Here is a 22,150-nt window from a genome sequence, read left to right as displayed (position 1 = left end):
ATAAGTGGAGGCTTTCCTACGTTCCTTCTTTTCCAATCGTAAATTTTATAAGTACTAATAAGACAATCGTTACCACTAATCTTATCCAATTACCATGAACATTAATAATATCATAACTAACCAATGCTTCTAAAGCGATGGAAGGTATTTTTCCGATTAAGGTGGCTATTGTAAATATGACACCATTAACACTACTGACTGATGCTGCCAACGTTATAATCCCTGATGGTATAAAGGGAATGATTCTTCCTTGGAAGATTAATAATCCTGCCTTTTTACCATTACTAGTGACGATCCGAGAAAGCAATGGATGCCTATGGGTAATTTTTTCTATCTTCTTTTTAAAGCCCAATCTATAGACAGTAAAAGTAATATATGCCCCGATGGTTTCTCCTAGCAGGGAAATAAAAAAGCCTTTAACAGGGCCAAAGAAAAGGATATTGGCTCCTGTGATAAATACCGATGGCAATATTCCAGCCAGTGAAATACCGATATTGATTAGAAGACTGATGGGGATTGCAAAATGGCTATTGTTTTTTAGAATTTCCAGTAGAGCGTTTATGTTGAACATGGTTTCTCCTTTGTGGATAGCTAGTTTGAAGTATATATCATTATATCAGAAGAGTTTTTTAGTAGTCGAGGATTTTTATTAATAAAGCTTGTATTATAAGAGGAAATAGATGGTAAGTGTAGAAAGTTACTGGACAAAGAAATGAATAATAAATATATGAAAAGCGGTGTAAAAATGATCAAGGATACGATGATAATGAAAATACTTAGATCAATGTTATTTTGGGGATTAATGGGCATATTTTATGTACTTGTAAAACGTTTGATTAGATATGGCTTTACTGGAGCAGTTTTCTTAAATGATTATAAGTCGGACTTTATAATTGGATCTAGTGTGGCTCTATTAGTAGGTTTGAATAATGATCTGAAAAAATAAGGATTAATAATCAAGAAGAGCAAATTTAATTCTTAAGGGGGGCAGTAATATGCCAAAGATTTATGTAATTGGCTCTGTTGCCAGTGGAAAAACTACATTAGCAAAGCAACTATCTAATACACTAAAAATCCCTTGGTATGAATTAGATAATGTGGTTCATGAAAGGTTGAAGAGTGGTGATAGAAAAAGGAGACCAGAGGAAAGAGACATCGTTTTTAATGGAATTATTGATTCGGAGCCCTGGATTATTGAAGGTGTCTGGAGGGATTGTTTTGATAGGGGATTTGAAGATGCAGATATAATCATACTACTGGATACCCCTACCTATGTAAGAAAATATCGTATTGCCACAAGATGGATTAGACAAAGATTAAAGTTGGAAAAGGCTCACTATAGACCAACTTTAAAGATGTTATCCATGATGTATAGATGGAGTAATGTCTTTGAAAGGACTAAAGGGAGGCTTTTTAAGGTCCTACAGCCCTACGAAGATAAGGTAATTATTTTAAAGAACAATAACAATATTGAGGGAGTAGTAAAAAAATATAAAATAGAGAATTTAGTGGAGAAGGTTGGAGAATAAAGAGATGTTACAGTTGATTAGTAAAATCTCACCTCAAGGGAGAGATTATGTAAGTACTCAAATGGAACAGGGCAATGTAGAAGTGCTATATTCTATATCTACGAAAGAAAATACAGGGTATTTTTAAAGACTGATGATGCTGATTATTGTATTTTTTATCTTTTGTAAAATGATATACAATAGTATTAAATAAAAAATATATTGGTTAAAAACTTATTATATACTACAGGAGGAACAACCATGCCATACAACCTCTCCGATTACCTAGTAATAGGAATCTCATCAAGAGCATTATTTGACCTAACAAAAGAAAACGAAATATTTCAAAACGAAGGGCGAGAAGCCTATTGCAAATACCAACTGGAGCACGAAGAAGAAATCCTTGAAAAAGGGGCAGGATTTAACCTAATCGAAGGATTCCTAAGACTAAATGATATTGTTCCATCAAAACGCAAAGTAGAAGTCATCATCATGTCCAAGAACAACCCCGATACAAGTCTAAGAATCTTCAACTCCATAGAACACTACGGCTTAGATATCGCAAGGGCAGCCCTCACCAGTGGACAACCCCTTACCCCCTATTTAAAAGCCTTTAGCGTCGACCTATTTTTATCCTCCGACGAAGGGGATGTGCAGGAGGCAGTTGATGCTGGTTTTGCGGCAGGACTGATTTACAACCCACAAAAATACGACAACTCCCCATTGAACAAGATAAAAATAGCCTTTGATGGAGATGCAGTATTATTTTCAGATGAAGCAGAGAGAATCTACAAAGCGAAAGGACTAGATGCCTTTGTAGAACACGAAAGACATAATGCAAAAAAACCCTTACCAGAGGGACCATTTGCAAAGCTCCTAAAAACAATAGCCTTTATCCAGTCTCAGTTTGACCCTAAAGATGTACCCATCAGGACAGCACTGGTGACAGCAAGGGGAAGTCATGCCCACGAACGGGTTATTAGAACCCTGAGGGCATGGAATGTACGGATTGATGAAGCCTTCTTCCTAGGGGGAGCCCCTAAAGATGGAATACTGGAGGCATTTGGTGCTCATATCTTCTTTGACGATCAAGATGTGCATTTAGAGGGGGCATCAAAGGTCGTACCATCTGCTAAAGTACCCTACAAGACTCAAGTAGAGGTTGATGATACAGAAGAATAGTCAATACTAACGTGAAAGGTTTCTTTTGCATATAACAAGGGGGAATTCAAATGCCACTAGAAAACATATACACCTACACCTTCAACAACACAGAAACAATCCAGTTTCGCCTACTATCAGAAGAGGACTCCATATCAGAGCTAACCAAACTGCTCCATCGCTCCTACAAGGCTTTAGCAGACATGGGTTTCAAGTACCTAGCCACATGGCAGGACGACAGCATAACATTAAATAGAGTCCAAAGTGCCTATAAATGCTATGTAGGAATCTACAATGATAAAATCGTCTCCACCATCTGTCTATATGCGCCACAACCCTCTGATAAAAGTAGCTGGTATAACCAAGATACAGTGGCGAAGGTCGGACAGTTTGCCGTAGACCCCCAGTTGCAAAAATTTGGGGTAGGTGGCAGGATGATGGACATTGTAGAAGATGAGGCAAGAAGAATGGAGAATATAAAAGAATTGGCTTTAGATACTGCTGAGACAGCTCATCACCTGATTAACTTCTACAAGAAAAGAGACTACAGACATGTAGAAACCATCGATTGGGATGGCACCAATTACAAGAGTGTAGTATTGAGTAAGAATCTTCTATAAAAAAGAATTTAATTCTCATCACAAAAAAGACCCTTCCAGAAGGGTCTTTAACTATTACTAAAGTACTGATTACTTATCATTTATCACTTGAAGTCCAGTTTTATTACTTAAGCAAACAATTAGCGAGGTTAAGATTAAAAGAAGGAAAAAATATCAGTTAAGCATTTTCAATGTCTGAGCAAAGCGAGTTTTGAAAATGTATGATATTTTTGAGTTCATTCCCTGTAAGATGCCGAGCGGGTTTGTGTAGTAATGAAACTGGACTTCCTTCCTCTCCCTTAATCCCCAACAATCATCCCACGAATCTCATTGTCCACCGTTAGGATAATGCCAACGATATCCCCAACCCTTACATCCTCAAAATGAATCGGGAATTGATGCTCATTACGCTTTAGGACAATGATGGCATCCTCTGTGGGGGATAGGGCTTCAAAGACTTCACGACTATTGTCATCCATATGTTGCTCAATTTCAATCAGCTTGTTATCATAATCAATCTTCATGATCTCACCATATACAAATGCTTCACCCTTATATGGGTCAGTTGGTTCCAGTAGCTCCGATTCAATCTTTTCTCCAATCACCACTGTTTTATTTTCTGCATCCCAGATCACCTTTTGTTTCAATCCCTCAGAGACAGTTCTCAATGGAACATACACCCTATTGTCATAGATAAATGGTTCATCCTCCGATTCCACCACTTCATCATTGATGTTGATTTGTATATTATCAAAATACACTTGAATATCCTGCAATACTGTAGCTCCCCAACTCAATGAAGAACCAGCAAATAAAAGAAGTGTTATTATTCCAGCAAAAAGTTTTTTCATAGTTTACCCCTCCAAATAAAATAATATTCATTTGAAGTATAGTCAAACTAAAAAAAGTTATTCATCTCTGTGGCAAATTCCTTGGGGAACATTCATCATCATTAGGAATTGCTTTAGGTTTTCCTTTTCATCTGGTTCAAATTCAAATGTAATCCTTCCAGACTCAGCAGGTAATTGGAACTCCACCTTAGAATCCGTCATAGAATAATGTTCAAATCTAGTATAGGGATAAAATCCAGTAGTGTTGATAAAGGGAGATGGTAGAGGTAAGTTAAGACGAAGGTCGATCCCCTTCACCACAAGACCCTCCTTTACGAAAAACACTTTTGTATGTTTCTTGGAGAATTCAAGAACAAAGTAAAACACCGACAAAGTAATGGCAAAAAGAATAATTCTGATTAAAAGAACTTCCCTAGCATTGACAGTACGAAATAATGGCAATAGGTAGGCTAAAAATGGTACAATATAATAGATTGATCGGTCAGTTGCTGAAAAGAAAGTGATGGGAAAACTCATAATCGAGTTAGATGTACTATGGCGATACAGTAATACTTGTCTTATGATGGCTTGTAAAGCAGCAAAGGTTAAAACGATAAAGATTAATACCAGTCCTGAATAAATCTCGATCAAGTAATTTTCCGCTATTCTCCCGGCAAGGGTGGTATCCACCAAGAAGTAAGTTGCCTGTTGAATTAAAGGATATACTAAGTAAGCAATGATTGATGAAACGAGAAAAATAATGGTTCGTAGTGTATTATACATGAACACAACCTCCTGAATATTACGATTTTCTTATGTACTGTTTATTGTAACCAAAAATATGTGAAACTTCAACTGATTATTTGAAGGGGGCAAATTGGATGTTTGACTTAAAAGAACAACTAAGAATACTACCAGAGCGACCTGGTGTATATATCATGAAAAACATAGATCAAGAAGTGATCTACGTAGGAAAAGCCATCTCCCTAAAAAATAGGGTAAGGCAATATTTCCAGTCCAGCAAAAATCATGCCTCAAAGGTACGGGCTATGGTTTCCAATATTAACAACTTTGAGTATATCGTCACCGACTCAGAGCTGGAGGCCCTAATCCTAGAGTGTAATCTAATCAAAAAATACAGGCCCAAATACAACGTCCTATTAAGGGATGATAAAACCTATCCATATATTAAAGTAACCTTAAATGAAGAATACCCGAGGGTTATTAAAGTTAGAAAAATCGCCAAGGACAAGGGAAAGTACTTTGGTCCCTATACCAATATTGGAGCCCTCAACCAGACCATAGAAATTATCCATCAGCTTTATCCTATACGAAATTGCAAAAAAAATATAGCAAAAATGATAGAAAGAAAAGAAAGACCCTGCTTGAATTATCATATAAAGAAGTGCATCGGACCCTGTAGAGGGGAAGAAAGCAAAGCAGAATACCTTCAAATGATTCAAGAAATCATTATCCTCTTAAGTGGTAAGGAGTCAGGGCTAATCAAAATGCTTAACATAAAAATGAAGGAAGCTGCCGTCGATATGGATTTTGAACAGGCTGCCACCTATCGAGATCAATTGATCGCATTGGAAAGTACCTTTGAAAAGCAAAAAGTCGTCTCCACCAATCCAAGGCTTGATCAGGATATTATTGCAATGGCCAGTGGAGCAGAGTTCAACTGTGGGGTGGTATTACTAATCCGTGAAGGTAAATTGATTCATCGGGAGCCCTTTACATTGACCTCCAATGAAGGGGAGTCAAGGGACGATTTATTAACTGCCTTTATGAAGCAATACTATAACGAAATGGATTACATTCCAAAGGAAATATTAATGGAGGAAAGTCTACAGGAGGAAGAAATTCTTCAAGAATGGTTAAGTAGCAAACGAGGAAGCAAAGTCCAAATCAAAGTACCCCTAAGGGGAGACAAGAAGGAGCTATTGGAAATGGCAAAGAAAAATGCCGCCACTACTTTGCTACAGTTACAGTCCTTTAGAAAAACAAAGGCAGAAATTAAAGACCAGAGGGAAGAACTTATTGAGTTGCAGGATTTACTGGGGATTGATGAATTTCCAAATCGAATTGAATCCTACGATATTTCCAATATCAGCGGTCTACAATCGGTTGGCTCTATGATTGTCTTTGAGGGAGGAAAAGCCAAATATAGTGATTATCGAAGGTTTAAGATTAAGACCATTACTGGACCAAATGACTATGGTAGTTTAGAGGAAATCCTGCAAAGAAGATTTTCAAGGGGACTACTGGAGACAGAACAACTTCTAACGGGGGAAATCTCCATGACGGAGGGGAAGTTCTTAGTATTCCCAGACCTAATCATGGTGGATGGGGGCTTTGGACAAGTCACCAGCGTAAAAAAAGTATTGGAGGCAATGAATATCGACATCCCTGTTTGTGGAATGATTAAAGATGATAAGCATAAAACCAGAGGACTTGCCTATGAGGGCAGAGAAATTATATTAGAAAAGACATCGCCTTTGTTCCGTTTGATCTACAAGATTCAAGAGGAGGTTCACCGTTTCGCCATTACCTACCACAAGACTTTACGGAAAAAGAACATGCTCCATTCGGAGCTAGAGGACATTAGTGGTGTTGGTGAAGCCCGTAGAAAGGCTCTAATGAAACATTTTGGAGACATTACAAAGATTAAAAATGCCTCCCTAGAGGATTTGATGCAGGTGGAGGGAATGAATAAGAAGGTAGCCAATAGTGTATTTGAATACTTTGTAAATCAAAAGGAAGTGCAGAGAAAAGAAGAAAAGATAGAAGAAACTCCGTCAAATGACGAAGGAGGTAGGATTAATGACTAATGGGGATAATAGGGTTAAATCCATCACTGTAAAAAAAATGATTGAAGATTTAAAGCTGGAGGAGATTAATTGTCCTCCAAATGAAATCCGTTATATTACCACTACAGAGCTGAATCGGCCTGGCATCCAGTTGGCAGGTTTCTTTCATTATTTTGCCTATGAGAGGATACAACTCATCGGAAAAGTGGAGCATTATTATTTAAATACTTTATCCCCAGAGCTGCGACAAGAACGATTTGATAGACTATTATCCTATGATCTCCCTTGTATTATCATCAGTAGAGATCTAGAGGTACATGATGAAATGCTGGTGGCGGCTGAAAAATACAAACGGAAAATCCTGAGAAGTAGCCATAATACAACGAAATTGATTAGTAAGCTAGTAAATTACCTAGAGGATAAACTAGCCCCAACAGTAACCCTTCATGGAGTGCTGATGGACATTTATGGGGTAGGGATACTAATAACAGGAAAGAGTGGGATCGGTAAAAGTGAGACGGCAGTAGAGTTGATTAAACGGGGACACCTACTGGTGGCGGATGATTCTGTGGAAATAAAGAAAATCGGAAATGAGGTCCTTATCGGTACTGCTCCAGAGTTGATTCGTCACATGATGGAGGTTCGTGGGATCGGACTAATGGATATTAAGAGTCTTTTTGGAGTAGGGGCTATTAAGGAACAGACCCAAATAGATATGGTGGTTCATCTAGAGGAATGGGATTCGGAAAAAGCATACGATCGTCTTGGCTTAGAAGATAACCATCGGGAAATTCTTGAAATTAAGGTGAATGAAGTGGTAATCCCTATCAAACCTGCAAGAAATATTGCTCTACTCATTGAAGTGGCGGCAAGAAATTGTAGACAAAAGGAAATGGGGTATCATGCCGCAAAGGAGTTTGACAAACGGTTAATGGATCAATTATCAAGGCAAGAATAGCTGTGGAGAACAATCAAAAGTAGATATAGTAGTAGGGGGAGCAAGAATGTATTTAATAGGTATAGATTTAGGTGGTACTGAAATAAAAGGGGGACTTTTCAAAGAAGATGGTGAAGTTCTTGCAAAACAGCGTATCAAGACTCCAGTATCAGAGGGTTTTGAAGGGGTATGTCAAGCCATCTATAGATTGGTTCAGCTATTAGTCAATGCTGGAGGAATTGAGGAAAAAAATATTAAAGCAGTGGGTGTGGGAATACCGGGGGTCTGTGATGGGGAAGGAATGGTCTACTCGGCTGTTAATCTTTACTGGACCAATGTTCCCTTTGGTAAAAGACTAAGGGCGATTACAGGTCTAGAAATCTTTGTGGAGAATGACGCCACCATGGGGGCAATTGGAGAATCGGCAGTGGGGAGCATGAAGGGGGTAAAGAACAGTGTTTTAATCACCCTAGGAACAGGGGTAGGGGGAGGGATCATTATTGATCATCTACCCTATAGTGGGAGTCATGGACTTGGAAGCGAACTGGGGCATATGATTGTTGGAGAAAACTATTACGACTGCAATTGTGGCAGTAATGGGTGTCTGGAAACCTTTGCTTCTGCTACAGCATTGGTGAATTACACGAAGAAACTACTACAAGAGGGACAACATGAAAGTATTTTATGCACCAAATGCCAGGAAGACTTAGACAAGTTAGAAGCAAAGGATGTCTTTGACGCAGCTAAAGAAGGGGATCAATTGGCACAAAAAGCTGTTCAACGACTGGTAAAGTACCTAGCCATAGGGGTTGCAAACATCAATAACATTCTCGATCCAGATGTAATTGCCCTTGGGGGTGGGTTGTCAAAGGCTGGAGATTACCTGTTGAATTTATTAAATAACGAAGTTGAAAAATACATTTTCTTTAAATCAGAAAAGATGAAATGTAGACTTGCTATCGCGGAATTAATGAATGATGCAGGGATTATTGGAGCCGCAATGTTGGCTGAAAAAAGAATTCAAATAAGCTCCTAGGGCGAGTAAAAAGCTGGCGTAAACTAATAGTATTAAAATTGAGGAAATCCACTGTAGGGTTTCTTTTAGATTATTCTAAATTTATTTATTATTTAAAAGGAATATTGCTAAGTGTATCGAAATAATAAGTAATGCGAAATATTTTTAAGGAGGCTATTTACTTATGGAGTTAAAATGGAGTTTGAAGGAACTTTACCCATCTTTTGAAGATGACAGCTTTAAAGAGGACTTAGCAAAAGTGACGGCAATGCTTGAAGAAATGAATAACTGGATTGACAAAGAGCTAGGAGATACGTCTAATCCTGTTGTAAAGATGGAGACCTTCCTAAAGAAATTCAGTGTATATAAAAGTACCTTCCACAAGCTTTTTGCCTTTACGCTTCTTACCATGAGTACTGAAGCAACCCACCCAATTGCACCAAAATATCTTAATCAGTTGGAGCAAAAGCAATCGGAGTTAACGAAAATCATCGTTGCCTTCCAGAAGTGGGTAGGAAGACTAGACAATTTAGATGAATTAATTCAAGCTTCTGACTTAACTAAAGAGCATGAGTTCTTCATAAAAGAAATGAATGAAAAAAATCAATATCTTTTGAGTGAAGCAGAAGAAGTAATTATTAGTAAAATGAGCAATACAGGATCTAAATCCTGGAAAAAGCTTCAAGAACTATTAATCTCAACATTAATGGTACCAATTACAATCAATGGTGAAGAGAAAGAATTACCTTTACCAGCCATCAGAAACATGGCGTACGTATCTGATGCAAATACTAGGAAAATCGCATATGAAGCGGAATTGAAGGCATACAAGATGGTGGATGAGGCTTCAGCCGCTGCTCTGAATGGGATAAAGGGGGAGGTCATCACATCAACTTCCTTAAGGGGTTACAAGTCCCCATTAGAGGAAACTTTATTAGGGAGCCGTATGGAGGAAGAAATCTTGAATTCAATGCTGGAGGCAATGAAGGAAAGTCTTCCAAGTTTTCATAAATACTATCTAAAGAAGGCTGAGTTATTAGGCCATAAGAAGGGATTACCCTTCTATGATTTAATGGCACCAATGGGTTCCTTCGATAAAAAATATTCTTATAAAGAAGCTACTGATTATGTCATCAAGCATTTTGGGTCCTTTAGCCAAAAGCTTGCCGACTATGCTAAAAAGGCAGTTGAGAACAACTGGATCGATGTAGAGCCAAGAAAGGGTAAAAGGGGCGGGGCTTTCTGCTTTAATCTACACCCAATAAAGGAAAGCAGATTCCTACTTAACTTTGATGGAACCTTTAAAAATGTTAGTACATTAGCCCATGAGCTAGGACATGGATATCATGGTTCTTGCTTAGTGGAGGAAAGTCCTCTAAATACTACCTATCCAATGCCTTTAGCTGAGACTGCCTCGATATTTGCAGAGACAATCATCACAAATGCAGCCCTAAAGGAAGCCACTAAAGAAGAAGCTTTTAGTATACTTGAAAGCTCAATATCCCATTCAGGCCAGATTATTGTAGATATTTACAGTAGATTCTTATTTGAATCTGCTCTATTTGAGGAAAGAAAGAGTTACGCTTTATCAGTTGATCGTCTAAATGAATTGATGATTCAGGCACAAAAAGAAGCCTATGGTAAAGGATTAGACGAAGATTATCTTCACCCATATATGTGGGTAAATAAATCCCACTACTATAGTGCAGATCGTAATTTCTACAACTTCCCATATGCCTTCGGACTATTATTTGCATTAGGAATCTATGGAGAGTACTTAAAACGAGGAGAAAGCTTCATAGAAGAATACGACCAATTGTTAGCGGCTACAGGAAAGAATTCTGTTAGAGATGTAGCTAAAATGGCTGGAATCGATGTGGCTTCAAAGGACTTCTGGAAAAGTTCATTAAGTTTAATTGAAAAAGACATCGAAAAATTTATTAAATTAGCTGATGAAGTAGCTACAAAATCTAGTTATAAATAAAGGATTTGGCCTCTTCTGAGATTTTTGAGGGTTTATACTTGTCCAGTAAAACTATATAGTTAAATATTAAACAAAGTCCTTCGAAGTATTGTATGCTTCGAAGGACTTTTTATATGAAACTCAAATACGTGAAAAGCATTTTAAGAAAAATCCTTAAACACTATAAATTATTAGTTAATATTAGTATAAGGGGAAGGGATATTAGGCAGATAATTGACAAAGATTTTTTATTGCACATTTCTTCTGAGTTTATTATACTATTCATGTGGGAAAAGTTTGTTTAATTATTAACAATTCTTCATAAAATTAATCGTATTATTTCCTAAATAATAATTGATATACATAAAGGATTGTTATATAATTAAAGCGGTGAAAGACAAAATCAGCATTGATGCAGAAAATGGCAAAAATTCTGACAATTAACTAGGGTATTTTGCAAAATACCAAGAGGTTTTCATAAGCCTGTTCTGGTTAATTATTTAACAACAAAGTATATTTTTTCATAAATATATGAAATTATTTTAGTTACTTAAATATTTTTAATTAGGAGGGACATTGATGGCTAAAAACATTTTTACTGAAGAAAACTTTCAGAAGCTTGAAAAGACAATCGAAGCTAATCGAGGAAGACAAGGAGCATTAATGCCAATATTACATGATGCTCAAAAGATTTTCGGATGTGTTCCATTGGAAGTACAAAAGAAAATTTCAGAAGCAATAAAGACTCCCCTTAGTGAAATCTACGGTGTAGTAACTTTCTACTCCCAATTCACTTTAGAGCCAAGAGGAGAGTACGTAATTGGAGTTTGTATAGGAACTGCCTGTTATGTAAAAAATGCTCAACCAATCCTTGATAAAATCAGTGAATTAACCGGTGCTCCTATTGGAGGAACTTCGCCAGATGGTAAATTCTCAGTTGAGGGAACTAGATGTATTGGAGCCTGTGGTTTAGCACCAGTTCTTACAGTTAATGAAGACGTATATGGTAGATTAGTAGTAGCAGATGTACCAGGAATCGTTGAAAAATATTAATTAAGGGGGGCATTTAAGCATGAAATCTATTCAAGAATTAGAACAAATTCGTAAAGCTGCTTTAGAAAAAGTTAATATTAGAACAGACCGTAAAGGTACAAGAATTGTTGTAGGAATGGCAACCTGTGGTATCACAGCAGGGGCTAGACCAGTATTAATGGCGCTTGTTGAAGAATCTAAAAAGAGAAATCTAGAGAACGTTACAGTAACTCAGACAGGATGTATCGGAGTTTGTCGACTTGAGCCTATCGTTGAAGTATATAAAGAAGGCGAAGGAAAGACAACTTATGTAGAAATGACTGCTGAAAAAGCTAGAAAAGTAATTTTAGAGCATATAGTTAATGGTAAAGTTGTTGATGAATATACAATAGGAGCTACTGAAAAGTAAGTAGGATAGGAACTTATAGAATAAGGGGGTTAAACAATGGAACTATTTAGATCCCACGTGTTAGTATGTGGAGGAACAGGATGTGTATCATCTGGATGTCAAAAAATTATTAACAAATTAGATGAGCAATTAAAGAAGCATGAAATGGATAAGGAAATTCAAGTTGTTAAGACTGGATGTTTTGGACTTTGTGAAGCTGGTCCTATCGTAATCGTATATCCAGAAGGTGCTTTCTATAGCCGTGTTGAAGAAAAGGACATTGAAAGAATTGCAGAAGAGCATTTGTTAAAGGGAAGAATCGTAACTGATTTATTATATAAAGATGCAGTTGTTGATGGACAAATCAGATCTGTTGATGAAGTAGATTTCTACAAAAACCAAACAAGAGTTGCCTTAAGAAACTGTGGAGTTATCAACCCAGAGTCTATTGAAGAATACATCGCATTTGACGGATACAAGGCTTTAGGAAAAGTATTAACTGAAATGAAGCCAGAAGAGGTTATTGATGTAATTAAGCAGTCAGGTTTAAGAGGCCGTGGTGGTGGAGGATTCCCATCTGGATTAAAGTGGGACTTTACTGCAAAAGCTCAAGGAGATCAAAAGTATGTTGCCTGTAACGCCGATGAGGGTGACCCAGGTGCCTTCATGGATCGTTCAGTATTAGAGGGAGATCCCCATGCAATTGTAGAGGCGATGGCTATTGCTGGTTATGCAGTTGGAGCAAGTATGGGTTATGTATATATCCGTGCAGAGTATCCTATCGCTGTAGAAAGACTTGACATTGCAATTAAAGAAGCTAGAAAAGCTGGTCTTTTAGGAGAGAATATCTTCGGAACAGACTTCAACTTTGATATGGAAATTAGATTAGGTGCAGGAGCTTTCGTTTGTGGAGAAGAAACAGCATTAATCAACTCAATCGAAGGTAAGCGTGGTATGCCAAGACCAAGACCACCATTCCCAGCTGTTAAGGGTATCTGGAACAAGCCAACTCTATTAAACAACGTTGAAACCTATGCCAATGTACCTCAAATCATCCTAAAGGGTGCTGACTGGTTCTCTAGCATCGGAACAGAAAAGTCTAAAGGGACTAAAGTATTCGCTTTAGGTGGAAAGATTAATAACACAGGTCTTGTTGAAATCCCTATGGGAACAACATTAAAGGAAGTTATATATGATATCGGTGGCGGTATTCCTAATGGTAGAGCCTTCAAAGCAGTACAAACAGGTGGACCATCTGGTGGATGTATTACTGCTGACTATTTAGATACACCAATTGATTATGATAACCTAATCGCATTAGGATCTATGATGGGTTCTGGTGGTATGGTTGTAATGGATGAAGATAACTGTATGGTGGATATCGCTAGATTCTTCCTTGACTTTACAGTAGAAGAATCTTGTGGTAAGTGTCCTCCATGTAGAATCGGTACGAAGCGTATGATGGAAATTTTAGATAGAATCACTGAAGGAAAAGGTGAAGCTGACGACATCGAAAAACTAGAAAGACTAGCAGAGAACATCAAGGTTTCTTCTTTATGTGGTCTTGGACAAACGGCTCCAAACCCAGTATTATCAACTATTAAATACTTCAGAGAAGAGTTTGAAGCTCATATTCATGACAAGAAGTGTCCAGCGGGAGTATGTCAATCCCTATTAAGCATCGTCATTGATGAAACCTGCAAAGGATGCGGAATCTGTAAGAAGGCTTGTCCAGTTGATGCAATTGCTGGAGAAAAGAAGTTACTACACCAAATTGATCAAGACAAGTGTATCAAGTGTGGAGTTTGTATTGATAAATGTCCTTTTAGATCTATTGTTAAGCAATAGGTTATAGGGTTCGATTTTATAATTGAAAGGAGTGCTTCCAGTTGGAAAAAGTTACTTTAACCATAGATAATATACAAGTAGAAGTTCCTCAAGGTACTACAGTTCTTGAGGCGGCAAGGGTAGCTGGCGTGGATATTCCTAGCCTATGTTACCTAAAGGACATTAATGAAATTGGTGCCTGTAGAGTTTGTTTAGTAGAGGTAGAGGGTAGCCGTGGACTTCAGGCTTCCTGTGTGTTCCCAGTATATGAGGGAATGAAGGTTAAAACCAATACTAAGAAGCTTAGAGATGCAAGAAAATCAACAGTTGAATTAATTCTTTCAAATCACAACAGAGAATGTTTAACTTGTTCAAGAAGCAAGAACTGTGAGCTTCAAAACTTAGCAGAAGAATTAAACATCACTGAAATCCCATTTGAGGGAGAAAAATCCCATGAAACAATGGATACCGTGTCTCATTCTATCGTGAGAGATTCTAGTAAATGTATTCTTTGCGGAAGATGTGTTAATGTATGTAAGAATGTTCAAGAAATCGGCATCTTAGATTTCACAAATAGAGGATTTGAAACTCAAGTATCACCAGCTTTCAACATGAGCATGAATGATACTCCATGTATTTACTGTGGTCAATGTATCGTTTCTTGTCCAGTAGCTGCATTAAAGGAGAAGGAAGATATCGACAGAGTGTGGGATGCTATCGAAGATCCAAACCTACACGTAGTTGTACAAACTGCTCCTGCGGTAAGAGCAGCTTTAGGAGAAGAGTTCGGTTTAGAAATTGGAACTAGAGTAACAGGTAAAATGGTTGCTTCATTAAAGAGACTTGGGTTCGATAGAGTTTATGATACTAACTTTGGTGCTGACTTAACAATCATGGAAGAAGGTCATGAGTTACTACATCGTATTCAAAACAATGGTGTGTTACCAATGATTACTTCTTGTTCTCCAGGATGGGTTAGATATGCTGAGCACTACTATCCAGAGTTTATTCCAAATCTATCAAGCTGTAAGTCACCCCACCAAATGGTAGGGGCCATCGTTAAGAGCTACTACGCTGAAAAGAATAACATTGATCCTAAGAATATCTTTATGGTTTCAATTATGCCATGTACTTCTAAAAAGTCAGAGTCAGCTAGACCTGAAATGACTGTAAATGGATTAAGAGATGTGGATGCAGTATTAACAACAAGAGAATTAGCTAAGATGATTAAGCAATCTAGAATAGACTTCCTAAAATTACAAGATGCTGACTTCGACCAAGACCTATTAGGAACCTACACTGGTGCCGGAGTTATTTTCGGAGCTACTGGTGGTGTTATGGAGGCTGCTTTAAGAACTGTAGCTGACGTATTAGAAGGTAAAGACCTAGAGCAATTCGAATACAATGGCGTTAGAGGAATTGAAGGAATCAAGGAAGCAGAAGTGACTCTTGGTGGAAACACAATTAGAATTGCAGTTGCCCATGGTACATCTCAAGCTGCTAAAGTATTAGAAATGGTTAAGGCTGGAGAAAAGGATTATCACTTCATTGAAATCATGGGATGTAGTGGTGGATGTGTAACTGGTGGAGGACAACCTCATGTATCTTCTAAGACTAAGATGGATCTTGACATCAGAGTAGAAAGAGCTAAAGCTTTATATGAAGAAGATACTAAGTTAGAGATTAGAAAATCTCACAAAAATCCTCTGATTAAAGCATTATATGACACTTATTTAGGCAAGCCTAATGGTCATAAGGCCCATGAATTACTTCATACCCACTATGCTGCTAAAGAGAAGTATCCTGTAAATAAGGAAGAGTCTGAAATTATTAAGGACGAAGCCCATAAAATTTCATAATTTAACGTAATATAGATTAAAAATCTGATCAATGGGCATGCTCATTAAGAGGAGAATTATCGAATTCAAAACTAATTGCAAGGAGTTAAATCTAAGCAAAAGGTACTGAAGGTTAAAATGACTATATCAAAAACTTTCCTATCTTTTTAGGAAAGTTTTTTTTGTCTATAGGGGTTTGTAGCTAATTTATGGGTACAAAATGAATAAGCTCCCTCAGATATTGAGGAAATTGGTAAGGGGGATTCAAATGGAAAAGCGGATTGGAGTAGTGGCGGTTATTGTTGAAGACCGAACGAATATTGAAGAAGTTAATAAACTATTAACGCTATATGGAGACAGCATTGTAGGGAGAATGGGAGTTCCCTATAAGGAAAAGCAGGTGAACATTATTTCTCTGATTGTTGACGGAACAACTGATGAAATAGGTAGCTTGACAGGAAAGTTAGGGAAGCTGGAGGGTGTGACGGTAAAAAGTGCCCTCACAAAAAAATAGTAAGGACAACCTAAGGAGGTAAAATCATGAACACCCATGAAATAATTAATGAAGAAAAAATCCATCAGCTGATTAATGAAGGGAAAGCTACCACAAAGGAAGAAGTGCTAGAAATTATTGAAAAGGCTAGAGAATGTCATGGATTAAGCCTAGAGGAAGCTGCTTCATTGCTAATGAACGAGGATGAAGAAGTATTTAATTCATTACTGGAGGCAGCCAGATATGTAAAGGATGAAATATATGGTAAAAGGGTAGTCATCTTTGCACCCCTTTACACCAGTAACGAATGTACCAACAACTGCCTATATTGTGGGTTTAGAGTGGCGAATAAGCACCTCCATAGGAAGACATTAAATACTGATGAAACGGTCAAAGAAGCTAAAAGAATTGTAGAACAAGGACATAAGCGATTGTTATTAGTTTGTGGAGAAGACCAAAGAAAAACCCATATTGACCATATTACTGCAGCCCTAGAGGCCATTTATAAAGAAACTGACATTAGAAGAATCAACGTCAATGCTGCCCCTATGGAGGTAGAAGACTTTAAAAAATTAAAGGCAGTAGGCATCGGGACATATCAGATTTTCCAAGAAACCTACCATAGAGAGACTTACAAAAAGATGCATCCATCTGGTTCTAAGAGCGATTATGACTACAGACTAACAGCCATTGAAAGGGCCTTTGAAGCAGGGATTGATGACCTAGGAATTGGAGTTCTACTAGGGTTATACGATTATCGCTTTGATGTATTGGCTACCTTGATGCATTCTCAATACATGGATGAGAAGTTCCATGTGGGACCCCATACGATTTCAATACCAAGATTAAGACCAGCAATGGATTCTGCCTTAAAGGAAGTACCCCATGAAGTATCCGATAAAGACTTCAAGAAAATTGTTGCTATATATCGTCTAACGCTTCCCTACACAGGTATTATTTTATCCACTAGAGAGCCAGCAGCTTTAAGGGACGAACTGCTTAACTTAGGGGTTTCTCAAGTGTCCGCAGGGTCAAAGACTAATCCGGGGGGCTATGGAGAATCCGATGAAGAAGCAGCTCAATTTGAAACCAGTGACGAAAGAAGCCTTGGAGAAATGCTACGGGTCATCTGTGATCAAGGATACCTTCCAAGCTTCTGTACTGCCTGTTACCGGGCAAATCGTACAGGAGAAGCCTTTATGAATTTAGCTAAAGAGGCTGAAATCCATGAGTTTTGCCAAAGCAATGCCATCCTTACCTTCAAGGAGCATCTATTGGATTATGGTGACGAAGAAACCAGAGAAAAGGGTAATAAACTGATTGAGAAATCTTTAAAGGAAATTAATAACGAAAAGCTATATCAGCTTACCCTTGAAAGATTGAAGGAAATTGAAGAAGGCAAAAGGGATCTATTCTTTTAAACAGGACCTACGGAGGAGATAAGGATATGAGTCAACAGTATATAATAATATGTTATTCCACTAGTCAAATGCTGAGGGCAGATAGTCTATTAAAGGCAATGGATGTGGAGACGGATTTAATTCCGACCCCCAGTGAGCATGGTACAATCTGTAGTACAGCCATTGCCATAGGGGAAAAGGATAAGGGTAAGGCAGAAAAAATCCTCGCTGAAGGAAACTTTGCTGTAAAGGGTATCTTCCCCCACAAGACTAGAAAGCTAAGTGGATTAATGGAGAGCTTGAAAAACTGTGTCATCTCCCAGACATTTAAAGATATTATGAAGAAGGTGGAGTCGGGAGAGGACTTAACCAAAGATGAGATTACCTACCTGCTCAAAGTAGAAGGAGAAAGTGAATTAAAAGCACTATTTGAAACCGCCGATCGGATGAGGAAGGAAATCGTAGGTGATATTGTTGAAGTTCGTGCCGCCATAGAATTTTCCAACTATTGCAACAAGAGTTGTCACTACTGTGGTATCCGTAATGGTTGTACAGTACCAACCCGTTATCGGATGACAGAGGACGAAATCATGGAGGGGGTTCATGAGCTACATCGAGTTGGAATTAAGACGGTTGTTCTTCAATCGGGTGAGGACGATTATTATACCCTTGAAGTCCTGATCAAATTAATTAAACGGATTAAAAGAGAAACAAAAATGGGAATTACCCTTAGTGTAGGTGAAAGAAGCTATGAGGAATATAAAGCCCTTAAGGAAGCAGGGGCAAACAACTACCTATTAAAAATTGAAACCACTAATCCTGATATTTTTAAATTTATCCATCCAGATGATGACCTAGAGTATAGAAGACAATGTGCCCAATGGCTAAAGGAATTGGGTTATGTCAATGCTTCTGGAAATATGATTGGATTACCAGGACAAAGAGCAGAGGATATAGCAGAAGATATACTCTTTTATAAAGAAATGGGGATCCATATGATTGGTATTGGCCCCTTCATACCAGCAGCAGGAACACCCTTTGAAAAATATCCTCAAGGTAGCGTAGAAATGACATTAAAAGCAGTGGCAGTGACGAGACTAGTCTGTAAAAATGTATTTATCCCAGCCACCACAGCCTTGGCATCAGTTGATCCTGACGGTCAGAAGAAGGCTCTACAGGCTGGAGCCAACAGCTTGATGCTCATCTCCACACCACCTAAATATCGGTCAAACTATCAAATATATAGCAACAAAAACATGATTGATTTAGATTCTGCAGTAAAGGCCATCCACGATGCAGGTAGAAAATTGCCTAAATATTTGAAGCTAGACAATAATCAACAAGAGGAATAAGAATCCAAGGAGGGAAACAAGCATGAACCAAACCCCTAGAGGAAACAGACTTCATATAGCCATTTTCGGTCGGAGAAATGTTGGTAAATCAAGTTTGATTAACGCCCTAACAAATCAAGATATCGCCCTAGTATCGGATGTAGCAGGGACTACCACAGATCCAGTATACAAGGCAATGGAAATACTACCGATTGGACCAGTACTAATCATCGATACAGCAGGGATTGATGATGTGGGGGTGATCGGAGAATTAAGGATTCAAAAAACAAAAGAAGTCTTAAACAAGACGGACTTAGCACTAATTGTTACCGACGAAGCTGGTGGAGCTTATGAAGAAGAACTAATCACTACAATCCAAGAAAAGAACATCCCGATTGTCATGGTAAGAAATAAAATTGACGACAGTGAAAACTTTGATATAGAAGCAATGAAGAATCAATTCAAATTACCTGTAGTAGCTGTAAGTGCCAAGACAAGGGAAGGTATTGAGCTACTAAAGGAAACCATCATCGAAAATGCTCCAAAGGAAGTGGAAGTAAGCTTAATGGGGGGACTCATCAAAAAAGGTGATTTGGTGGTACTGGTAACCCCTATTGATTCAGCAGCTCCAAAGGGCAGAATGATTCTGCCACAGGTACAGACCATCAGAGATATATTAGACCATGATGCCTTTATGATGGTGTGTAAGGAGACAGATCTTGAGGCTACTCTGAAAAAGTTGAATCACCCTCCTGATTTAGTGGTGACGGATTCCCAGGCCTTTGCAGAGGTATCGGCAATTGTACCAAGTAATGTACCTCTAACCTCCTTTTCCATCCTATTTGCCCGTCATAAGGGGGATTTGAATGAGCTGGTAGAGGGAGTAAGGGCCATTAAGAGCTTAAAGCCAGGAGATCATGTTTTAGTTGCCGAAGGATGCACCCACCATAGACAGGATGATGATATCGGAACAGTTAAAATCCCAAGATGGTTGGAAAATCGAGTAGGTGGAAAGCTACAGTTCTCTTATGTAGCAGGAACGAAGTTTGAAGAGGACCTATCAAAATTTAAATTAATCGTTCATTGCGGCTCCTGTATGCACAATCGTAGAGAAATGATGAGCAGAATTAATCGAGCTAAATCGGCCAATGTACCCATCGTTAACTATGGCGTGCTCATTGCAGATGTGACAGGTATTTTGGAAAGAGCTTTAGAGCCTTTTATGGCTATTGAAGAAGTATAGAAGATTACTCTTATCCTTTAGGAATGATCATTACTTCCTAAGGGATGAGAGTTTTTGGTTTTTCGGGTAGAGATTGCATAACTGAACTTATAGACTAGTCTAAGAAGAGTACTTTTTTTAGTTCGTTAATGATATAATGAATTATTAGAAAATTATGACTCAACGGGGTGATTAGATGCAGGATCGTTACTTGAGAAAAGTAAACTATATGAGGATATCAATCACCGATTTATGTAATTTAAGATGTCAGTACTGTATGCCCAAAGATGGATTAATTAAAAAATACCATCAAGATATGATGACCTTTGAAGAGATTTTAGAGGTGGTTAAATCAGGGGTAAAGCTGGGGATAGATAAAATCCGCATCACAGGTGGAGAACCCTTAGTAAAAAAGGGGATTGTTGATCTTGTTGAGGCAATTGCCAGTGTTGAGGGTATTAAAGATATTGCTCTCACTACCAATGGATTGTTATTAAAACAAATGGCTAAGGATTTAAAGAAGGCAGGTTTAAAAAGAGTCAATATTAGTATAGATTCATTAAAGCCCCACCGATTTAGAGAAATCACCAGAGGAGGAGACTTGAATGCAGTATTGGATGGAATTCAAGAGGTACTACATCTAGGGATGTCTCCTGTCAAGTTGAACACGGTGATGATCGGAGGCTTTAACGAAGACGAGGTAGAGGACTTTGTCCGTCTAACGATCAGTGACAACATAGATGTTAGATTCATCGAACTTATGCCTGTAGGGGAAGCTTGTGGATGGGCACAGGAGCGATTTATATCCAATGAAGAAATCAAGAAAAGAATAGAGACACTAACTCTTTTGAGATATGATAAACATGAGGATGGACCTGCTAAGTTATATCAGCTACCAGAAGCAAAGGGAAGGATAGGGTTTATTAATTCCATCAGTGATCATTTCTGTGGAAGTTGTAATCGGATTCGACTAACCAATGATGGAAAACTGAAGCCCTGCCTCCATAGCAATCATGAAATTGATATATTACAGGTTTTAAGAAGTAACCCAAAAGCAATAGATAATTTTCTTCAAAGAGCCATCTTATCTAAGCCAGAAAAACATCGGCTCTATGGGGTGGAGCAGGAAATAGGCTATAGAAATATGTCTGAGATCGGGGGTTAAAGGGAATGTCAACAATTATCGGAATTCGTGGAAGGGTAGAAGGGACAATTCTACCTCCTTCGAAAATAGAAGTAACAAATGCATTCTTTCAATCTAAAAAACCCCATAGACAGGTGAGTTTTATCAGTTTAGCTGGGGAAAATCAATTGAGAGAAGATCTACAAAAAGGTTTTTGTCATACTCGATTTAAAGCTGATTTTGTGGTGGAGGGTCTAGAGATAAGAGATTTAAAAGTAGAAGATCAGCTCATTATTGGTACTGCCATCATTGAGGTGACAGAGGTGGGGAAGGAGTGTCATGATACATGTCCGATTATTCCTTCAGAGGGGCCCTGTGGAGTCAATGAGATCATTTTCTTTGGAAGGATTATTAAAGAGGGAACGATCAAGATTGATGACAAGATTAAAATAAACTAGAAGTAATTAGCATTTATATCTGTTTAAAGGTAAAGTTAGAGTTCAAAGGGAGTCCTTTTGTACTCTAACTTTTTTATAGCTTATTGCTTTAAACATTTAGTTATTCCCCCTTGAATTAAAGCTCTTTACACGACATTGTATAAGTAATGCATTTTATTATAAGAATGATTGATTCTATTGCACTTATATTTTAATTCTATCATATTGCCTCATAT

At 38.0% G+C, this 22,150-nt stretch carries 21 protein-coding genes; 18 read left to right on the top strand and 3 right to left on the bottom strand.

Annotated elements, in window-relative coordinates:
• Window positions 1-16 precede the first annotated feature (16 nt).
• Entirely contained in the window at window positions 17-571 is a 555-nt protein-coding gene (locus JOC73_RS03715; RefSeq protein ID WP_204400517.1) for a TVP38/TMEM64 family protein, read from the bottom strand.
• Between the two features lie 141 nt (window positions 572-712).
• Between JOC73_RS03715 and JOC73_RS03710 the strand changes: the two genes are divergently transcribed.
• The 4 genes from JOC73_RS03710 (at window position 713) to JOC73_RS03695 (ending at window position 3,289) form a co-directional block, all read left to right on the top strand.
• Window positions 713-946, top strand: coding sequence for a hypothetical protein (locus tag JOC73_RS03710; protein ID WP_204400515.1), 234 nt, complete (start codon window positions 713-715; stop codon window positions 944-946).
• A gap of 49 nt (window positions 947-995) precedes the next feature.
• Window positions 996-1,529 (top strand): P-loop NTPase family protein, encoded by a 534-nt coding sequence (locus JOC73_RS03705; protein ID WP_204400514.1) that lies wholly within the window; start codon window positions 996-998, stop codon window positions 1,527-1,529.
• Window positions 1,530-1,769: 240 nt separating this feature from the next.
• Window positions 1,770-2,690, top strand: coding sequence for a 5'-nucleotidase (locus JOC73_RS03700; RefSeq protein ID WP_204400513.1), 921 nt, complete (start codon window positions 1,770-1,772; stop codon window positions 2,688-2,690).
• A gap of 50 nt (window positions 2,691-2,740) precedes the next feature.
• Window positions 2,741-3,289, top strand: coding sequence for a GNAT family N-acetyltransferase (locus tag JOC73_RS03695; protein WP_204400512.1), 549 nt, complete (start codon window positions 2,741-2,743; stop codon window positions 3,287-3,289).
• Between the two features lie 278 nt (window positions 3,290-3,567).
• Here the strand turns inward: JOC73_RS03695 and JOC73_RS03690 are convergent, their stop codons facing one another.
• A complete protein-coding gene (locus JOC73_RS03690; protein ID WP_204400511.1) occupies window positions 3,568-4,119 on the bottom strand; it encodes a copper amine oxidase N-terminal domain-containing protein in 552 nt (183 codons plus the stop codon).
• A 57-nt stretch (window positions 4,120-4,176) separates the two neighbouring features.
• Entirely contained in the window at window positions 4,177-4,881 is a 705-nt protein-coding gene (locus JOC73_RS03685; RefSeq protein WP_204400510.1) for a hypothetical protein, read from the bottom strand.
• 98 nt (window positions 4,882-4,979) lie between these two features.
• On the opposite strand from JOC73_RS03685, the gene uvrC reads away from it, so the two are divergent.
• From uvrC to JOC73_RS03615, 14 genes are all read left to right on the top strand, one after another.
• Complete coding sequence (uvrC, locus tag JOC73_RS03680) at window positions 4,980-6,929, top strand: excinuclease ABC subunit UvrC (RefSeq protein WP_204400509.1); 1,950 nt, start codon at window positions 4,980-4,982, stop codon at window positions 6,927-6,929.
• Window positions 6,922-7,866: an HPr(Ser) kinase/phosphatase gene (hprK, locus tag JOC73_RS03675; protein WP_204400508.1), complete on the top strand. Its 945-nt coding sequence runs from the start codon at window positions 6,922-6,924 to the stop codon at window positions 7,864-7,866. Before uvrC ends, hprK begins: the two co-directional genes overlap by 8 nt.
• Window positions 7,867-7,912: 46 nt before the next feature.
• Window positions 7,913-8,881 carry an ROK family protein gene (locus JOC73_RS03670; RefSeq protein WP_204400507.1) on the top strand — a complete coding sequence of 323 codons (969 nt, stop codon included), beginning with the start codon at window positions 7,913-7,915 and terminating at the stop codon, window positions 8,879-8,881.
• Between the two features lie 163 nt (window positions 8,882-9,044).
• Window positions 9,045-10,844: a M3 family oligoendopeptidase gene (locus JOC73_RS03665; protein WP_204400506.1), complete on the top strand. Its 1,800-nt coding sequence runs from the start codon at window positions 9,045-9,047 to the stop codon at window positions 10,842-10,844.
• Between the two features lie 558 nt (window positions 10,845-11,402).
• Window positions 11,403-11,876 carry an NADH-quinone oxidoreductase subunit NuoE family protein gene (locus JOC73_RS03660; RefSeq protein ID WP_204400505.1) on the top strand — a complete coding sequence of 158 codons (474 nt, stop codon included), beginning with the start codon at window positions 11,403-11,405 and terminating at the stop codon, window positions 11,874-11,876.
• Between the two features lie 19 nt (window positions 11,877-11,895).
• Complete coding sequence (locus JOC73_RS03655; protein ID WP_204400504.1) at window positions 11,896-12,264, top strand: (2Fe-2S) ferredoxin domain-containing protein; 369 nt, start codon at window positions 11,896-11,898, stop codon at window positions 12,262-12,264.
• Window positions 12,265-12,300: 36 nt separating this feature from the next.
• Window positions 12,301-14,091 (top strand): NADH-quinone oxidoreductase subunit NuoF, encoded by a 1,791-nt coding sequence (nuoF, locus tag JOC73_RS03650; protein ID WP_204400503.1) that lies wholly within the window; start codon window positions 12,301-12,303, stop codon window positions 14,089-14,091.
• 41 nt (window positions 14,092-14,132) lie between these two features.
• Window positions 14,133-15,929 carry an NADH-dependent [FeFe] hydrogenase, group A6 gene (locus JOC73_RS03645; RefSeq protein WP_204400502.1) on the top strand — a complete coding sequence of 599 codons (1,797 nt, stop codon included), beginning with the start codon at window positions 14,133-14,135 and terminating at the stop codon, window positions 15,927-15,929.
• 247 nt (window positions 15,930-16,176) lie between these two features.
• Entirely contained in the window at window positions 16,177-16,422 is a 246-nt protein-coding gene (locus JOC73_RS03640; RefSeq protein ID WP_204400501.1) for a TM1266 family iron-only hydrogenase system putative regulator, read from the top strand.
• Between the two features lie 26 nt (window positions 16,423-16,448).
• On the top strand, window positions 16,449-17,822 hold the full coding sequence (gene hydG, locus JOC73_RS03635) for a [FeFe] hydrogenase H-cluster radical SAM maturase HydG (RefSeq protein ID WP_204400500.1): 1,374 nt from the start codon (window positions 16,449-16,451) through the stop codon (window positions 17,820-17,822).
• A 26-nt stretch (window positions 17,823-17,848) separates the two neighbouring features.
• Window positions 17,849-19,153 (top strand): [FeFe] hydrogenase H-cluster radical SAM maturase HydE, encoded by a 1,305-nt coding sequence (gene hydE / locus JOC73_RS03630; RefSeq protein WP_204400499.1) that lies wholly within the window; start codon window positions 17,849-17,851, stop codon window positions 19,151-19,153.
• A 22-nt stretch (window positions 19,154-19,175) separates the two neighbouring features.
• Window positions 19,176-20,375 carry a [FeFe] hydrogenase H-cluster maturation GTPase HydF gene (hydF, locus tag JOC73_RS03625; RefSeq protein ID WP_204400498.1) on the top strand — a complete coding sequence of 400 codons (1,200 nt, stop codon included), beginning with the start codon at window positions 19,176-19,178 and terminating at the stop codon, window positions 20,373-20,375.
• Between the two features lie 175 nt (window positions 20,376-20,550).
• On the top strand, window positions 20,551-21,519 hold the full coding sequence (moaA, locus tag JOC73_RS03620) for a GTP 3',8-cyclase MoaA (RefSeq protein ID WP_204400497.1): 969 nt from the start codon (window positions 20,551-20,553) through the stop codon (window positions 21,517-21,519).
• Window positions 21,520-21,524: 5 nt separating this feature from the next.
• A complete protein-coding gene (locus JOC73_RS03615; RefSeq protein ID WP_204400496.1) occupies window positions 21,525-21,935 on the top strand; it encodes an MOSC domain-containing protein in 411 nt (136 codons plus the stop codon).
• Window positions 21,936-22,150: the final 215 nt, after the last annotated feature.

This window comes from Alkaliphilus hydrothermalis (assembly GCF_016908555.1).
Classification (GTDB): Bacteria; Bacillota; Clostridia; order Peptostreptococcales; family Natronincolaceae; genus Alkaliphilus; species Alkaliphilus hydrothermalis.
This window is presented reverse-complemented; position numbering and strand designations above follow the sequence as displayed.

Excerpts from the sequence above, each read along its gene's own strand:
- JOC73_RS03615 (WP_204400496.1), top strand. The coding sequence starts at position 21,525 with ATGTCAACAATTATCGGAATTCGTGGAAGGGTAGAAGGGACAATTCTA.
- uvrC (WP_204400509.1), top strand. The coding sequence starts at position 4,980 with ATGTTTGACTTAAAAGAACAACTAAGAATACTACCAGAGCGACCTGGT.
- JOC73_RS03695 (WP_204400512.1), top strand. The coding sequence starts at position 2,741 with ATGCCACTAGAAAACATATACACCTACACCTTCAACAACACAGAAACA.
- JOC73_RS03690 (WP_204400511.1), bottom strand. The coding sequence starts at position 4,119 with ATGAAAAAACTTTTTGCTGGAATAATAACACTTCTTTTATTTGCTGGT.
- JOC73_RS03655 (WP_204400504.1), top strand. The coding sequence starts at position 11,896 with ATGAAATCTATTCAAGAATTAGAACAAATTCGTAAAGCTGCTTTAGAA.
- JOC73_RS03640 (WP_204400501.1), top strand. The coding sequence starts at position 16,177 with ATGGAAAAGCGGATTGGAGTAGTGGCGGTTATTGTTGAAGACCGAACG.
- JOC73_RS03660 (WP_204400505.1), top strand. The coding sequence starts at position 11,403 with ATGGCTAAAAACATTTTTACTGAAGAAAACTTTCAGAAGCTTGAAAAG.
- hydG (WP_204400500.1), top strand. The coding sequence starts at position 16,449 with ATGAACACCCATGAAATAATTAATGAAGAAAAAATCCATCAGCTGATT.
- hprK (WP_204400508.1), top strand. The coding sequence starts at position 6,922 with ATGACTAATGGGGATAATAGGGTTAAATCCATCACTGTAAAAAAAATG.
- hydE (WP_204400499.1), top strand. The coding sequence starts at position 17,849 with ATGAGTCAACAGTATATAATAATATGTTATTCCACTAGTCAAATGCTG.
- hydF (WP_204400498.1), top strand. The coding sequence starts at position 19,176 with ATGAACCAAACCCCTAGAGGAAACAGACTTCATATAGCCATTTTCGGT.
- JOC73_RS03715 (WP_204400517.1), bottom strand. The coding sequence starts at position 571 with ATGTTCAACATAAACGCTCTACTGGAAATTCTAAAAAACAATAGCCAT.
- moaA (WP_204400497.1), top strand. The coding sequence starts at position 20,551 with ATGCAGGATCGTTACTTGAGAAAAGTAAACTATATGAGGATATCAATC.
- JOC73_RS03665 (WP_204400506.1), top strand. The coding sequence starts at position 9,045 with ATGGAGTTAAAATGGAGTTTGAAGGAACTTTACCCATCTTTTGAAGAT.
- JOC73_RS03705 (WP_204400514.1), top strand. The coding sequence starts at position 996 with ATGCCAAAGATTTATGTAATTGGCTCTGTTGCCAGTGGAAAAACTACA.
- JOC73_RS03685 (WP_204400510.1), bottom strand. The coding sequence starts at position 4,881 with ATGTATAATACACTACGAACCATTATTTTTCTCGTTTCATCAATCATT.
- JOC73_RS03710 (WP_204400515.1), top strand. The coding sequence starts at position 713 with ATGAATAATAAATATATGAAAAGCGGTGTAAAAATGATCAAGGATACG.
- nuoF (WP_204400503.1), top strand. The coding sequence starts at position 12,301 with ATGGAACTATTTAGATCCCACGTGTTAGTATGTGGAGGAACAGGATGT.
- JOC73_RS03670 (WP_204400507.1), top strand. The coding sequence starts at position 7,913 with ATGTATTTAATAGGTATAGATTTAGGTGGTACTGAAATAAAAGGGGGA.
- JOC73_RS03700 (WP_204400513.1), top strand. The coding sequence starts at position 1,770 with ATGCCATACAACCTCTCCGATTACCTAGTAATAGGAATCTCATCAAGA.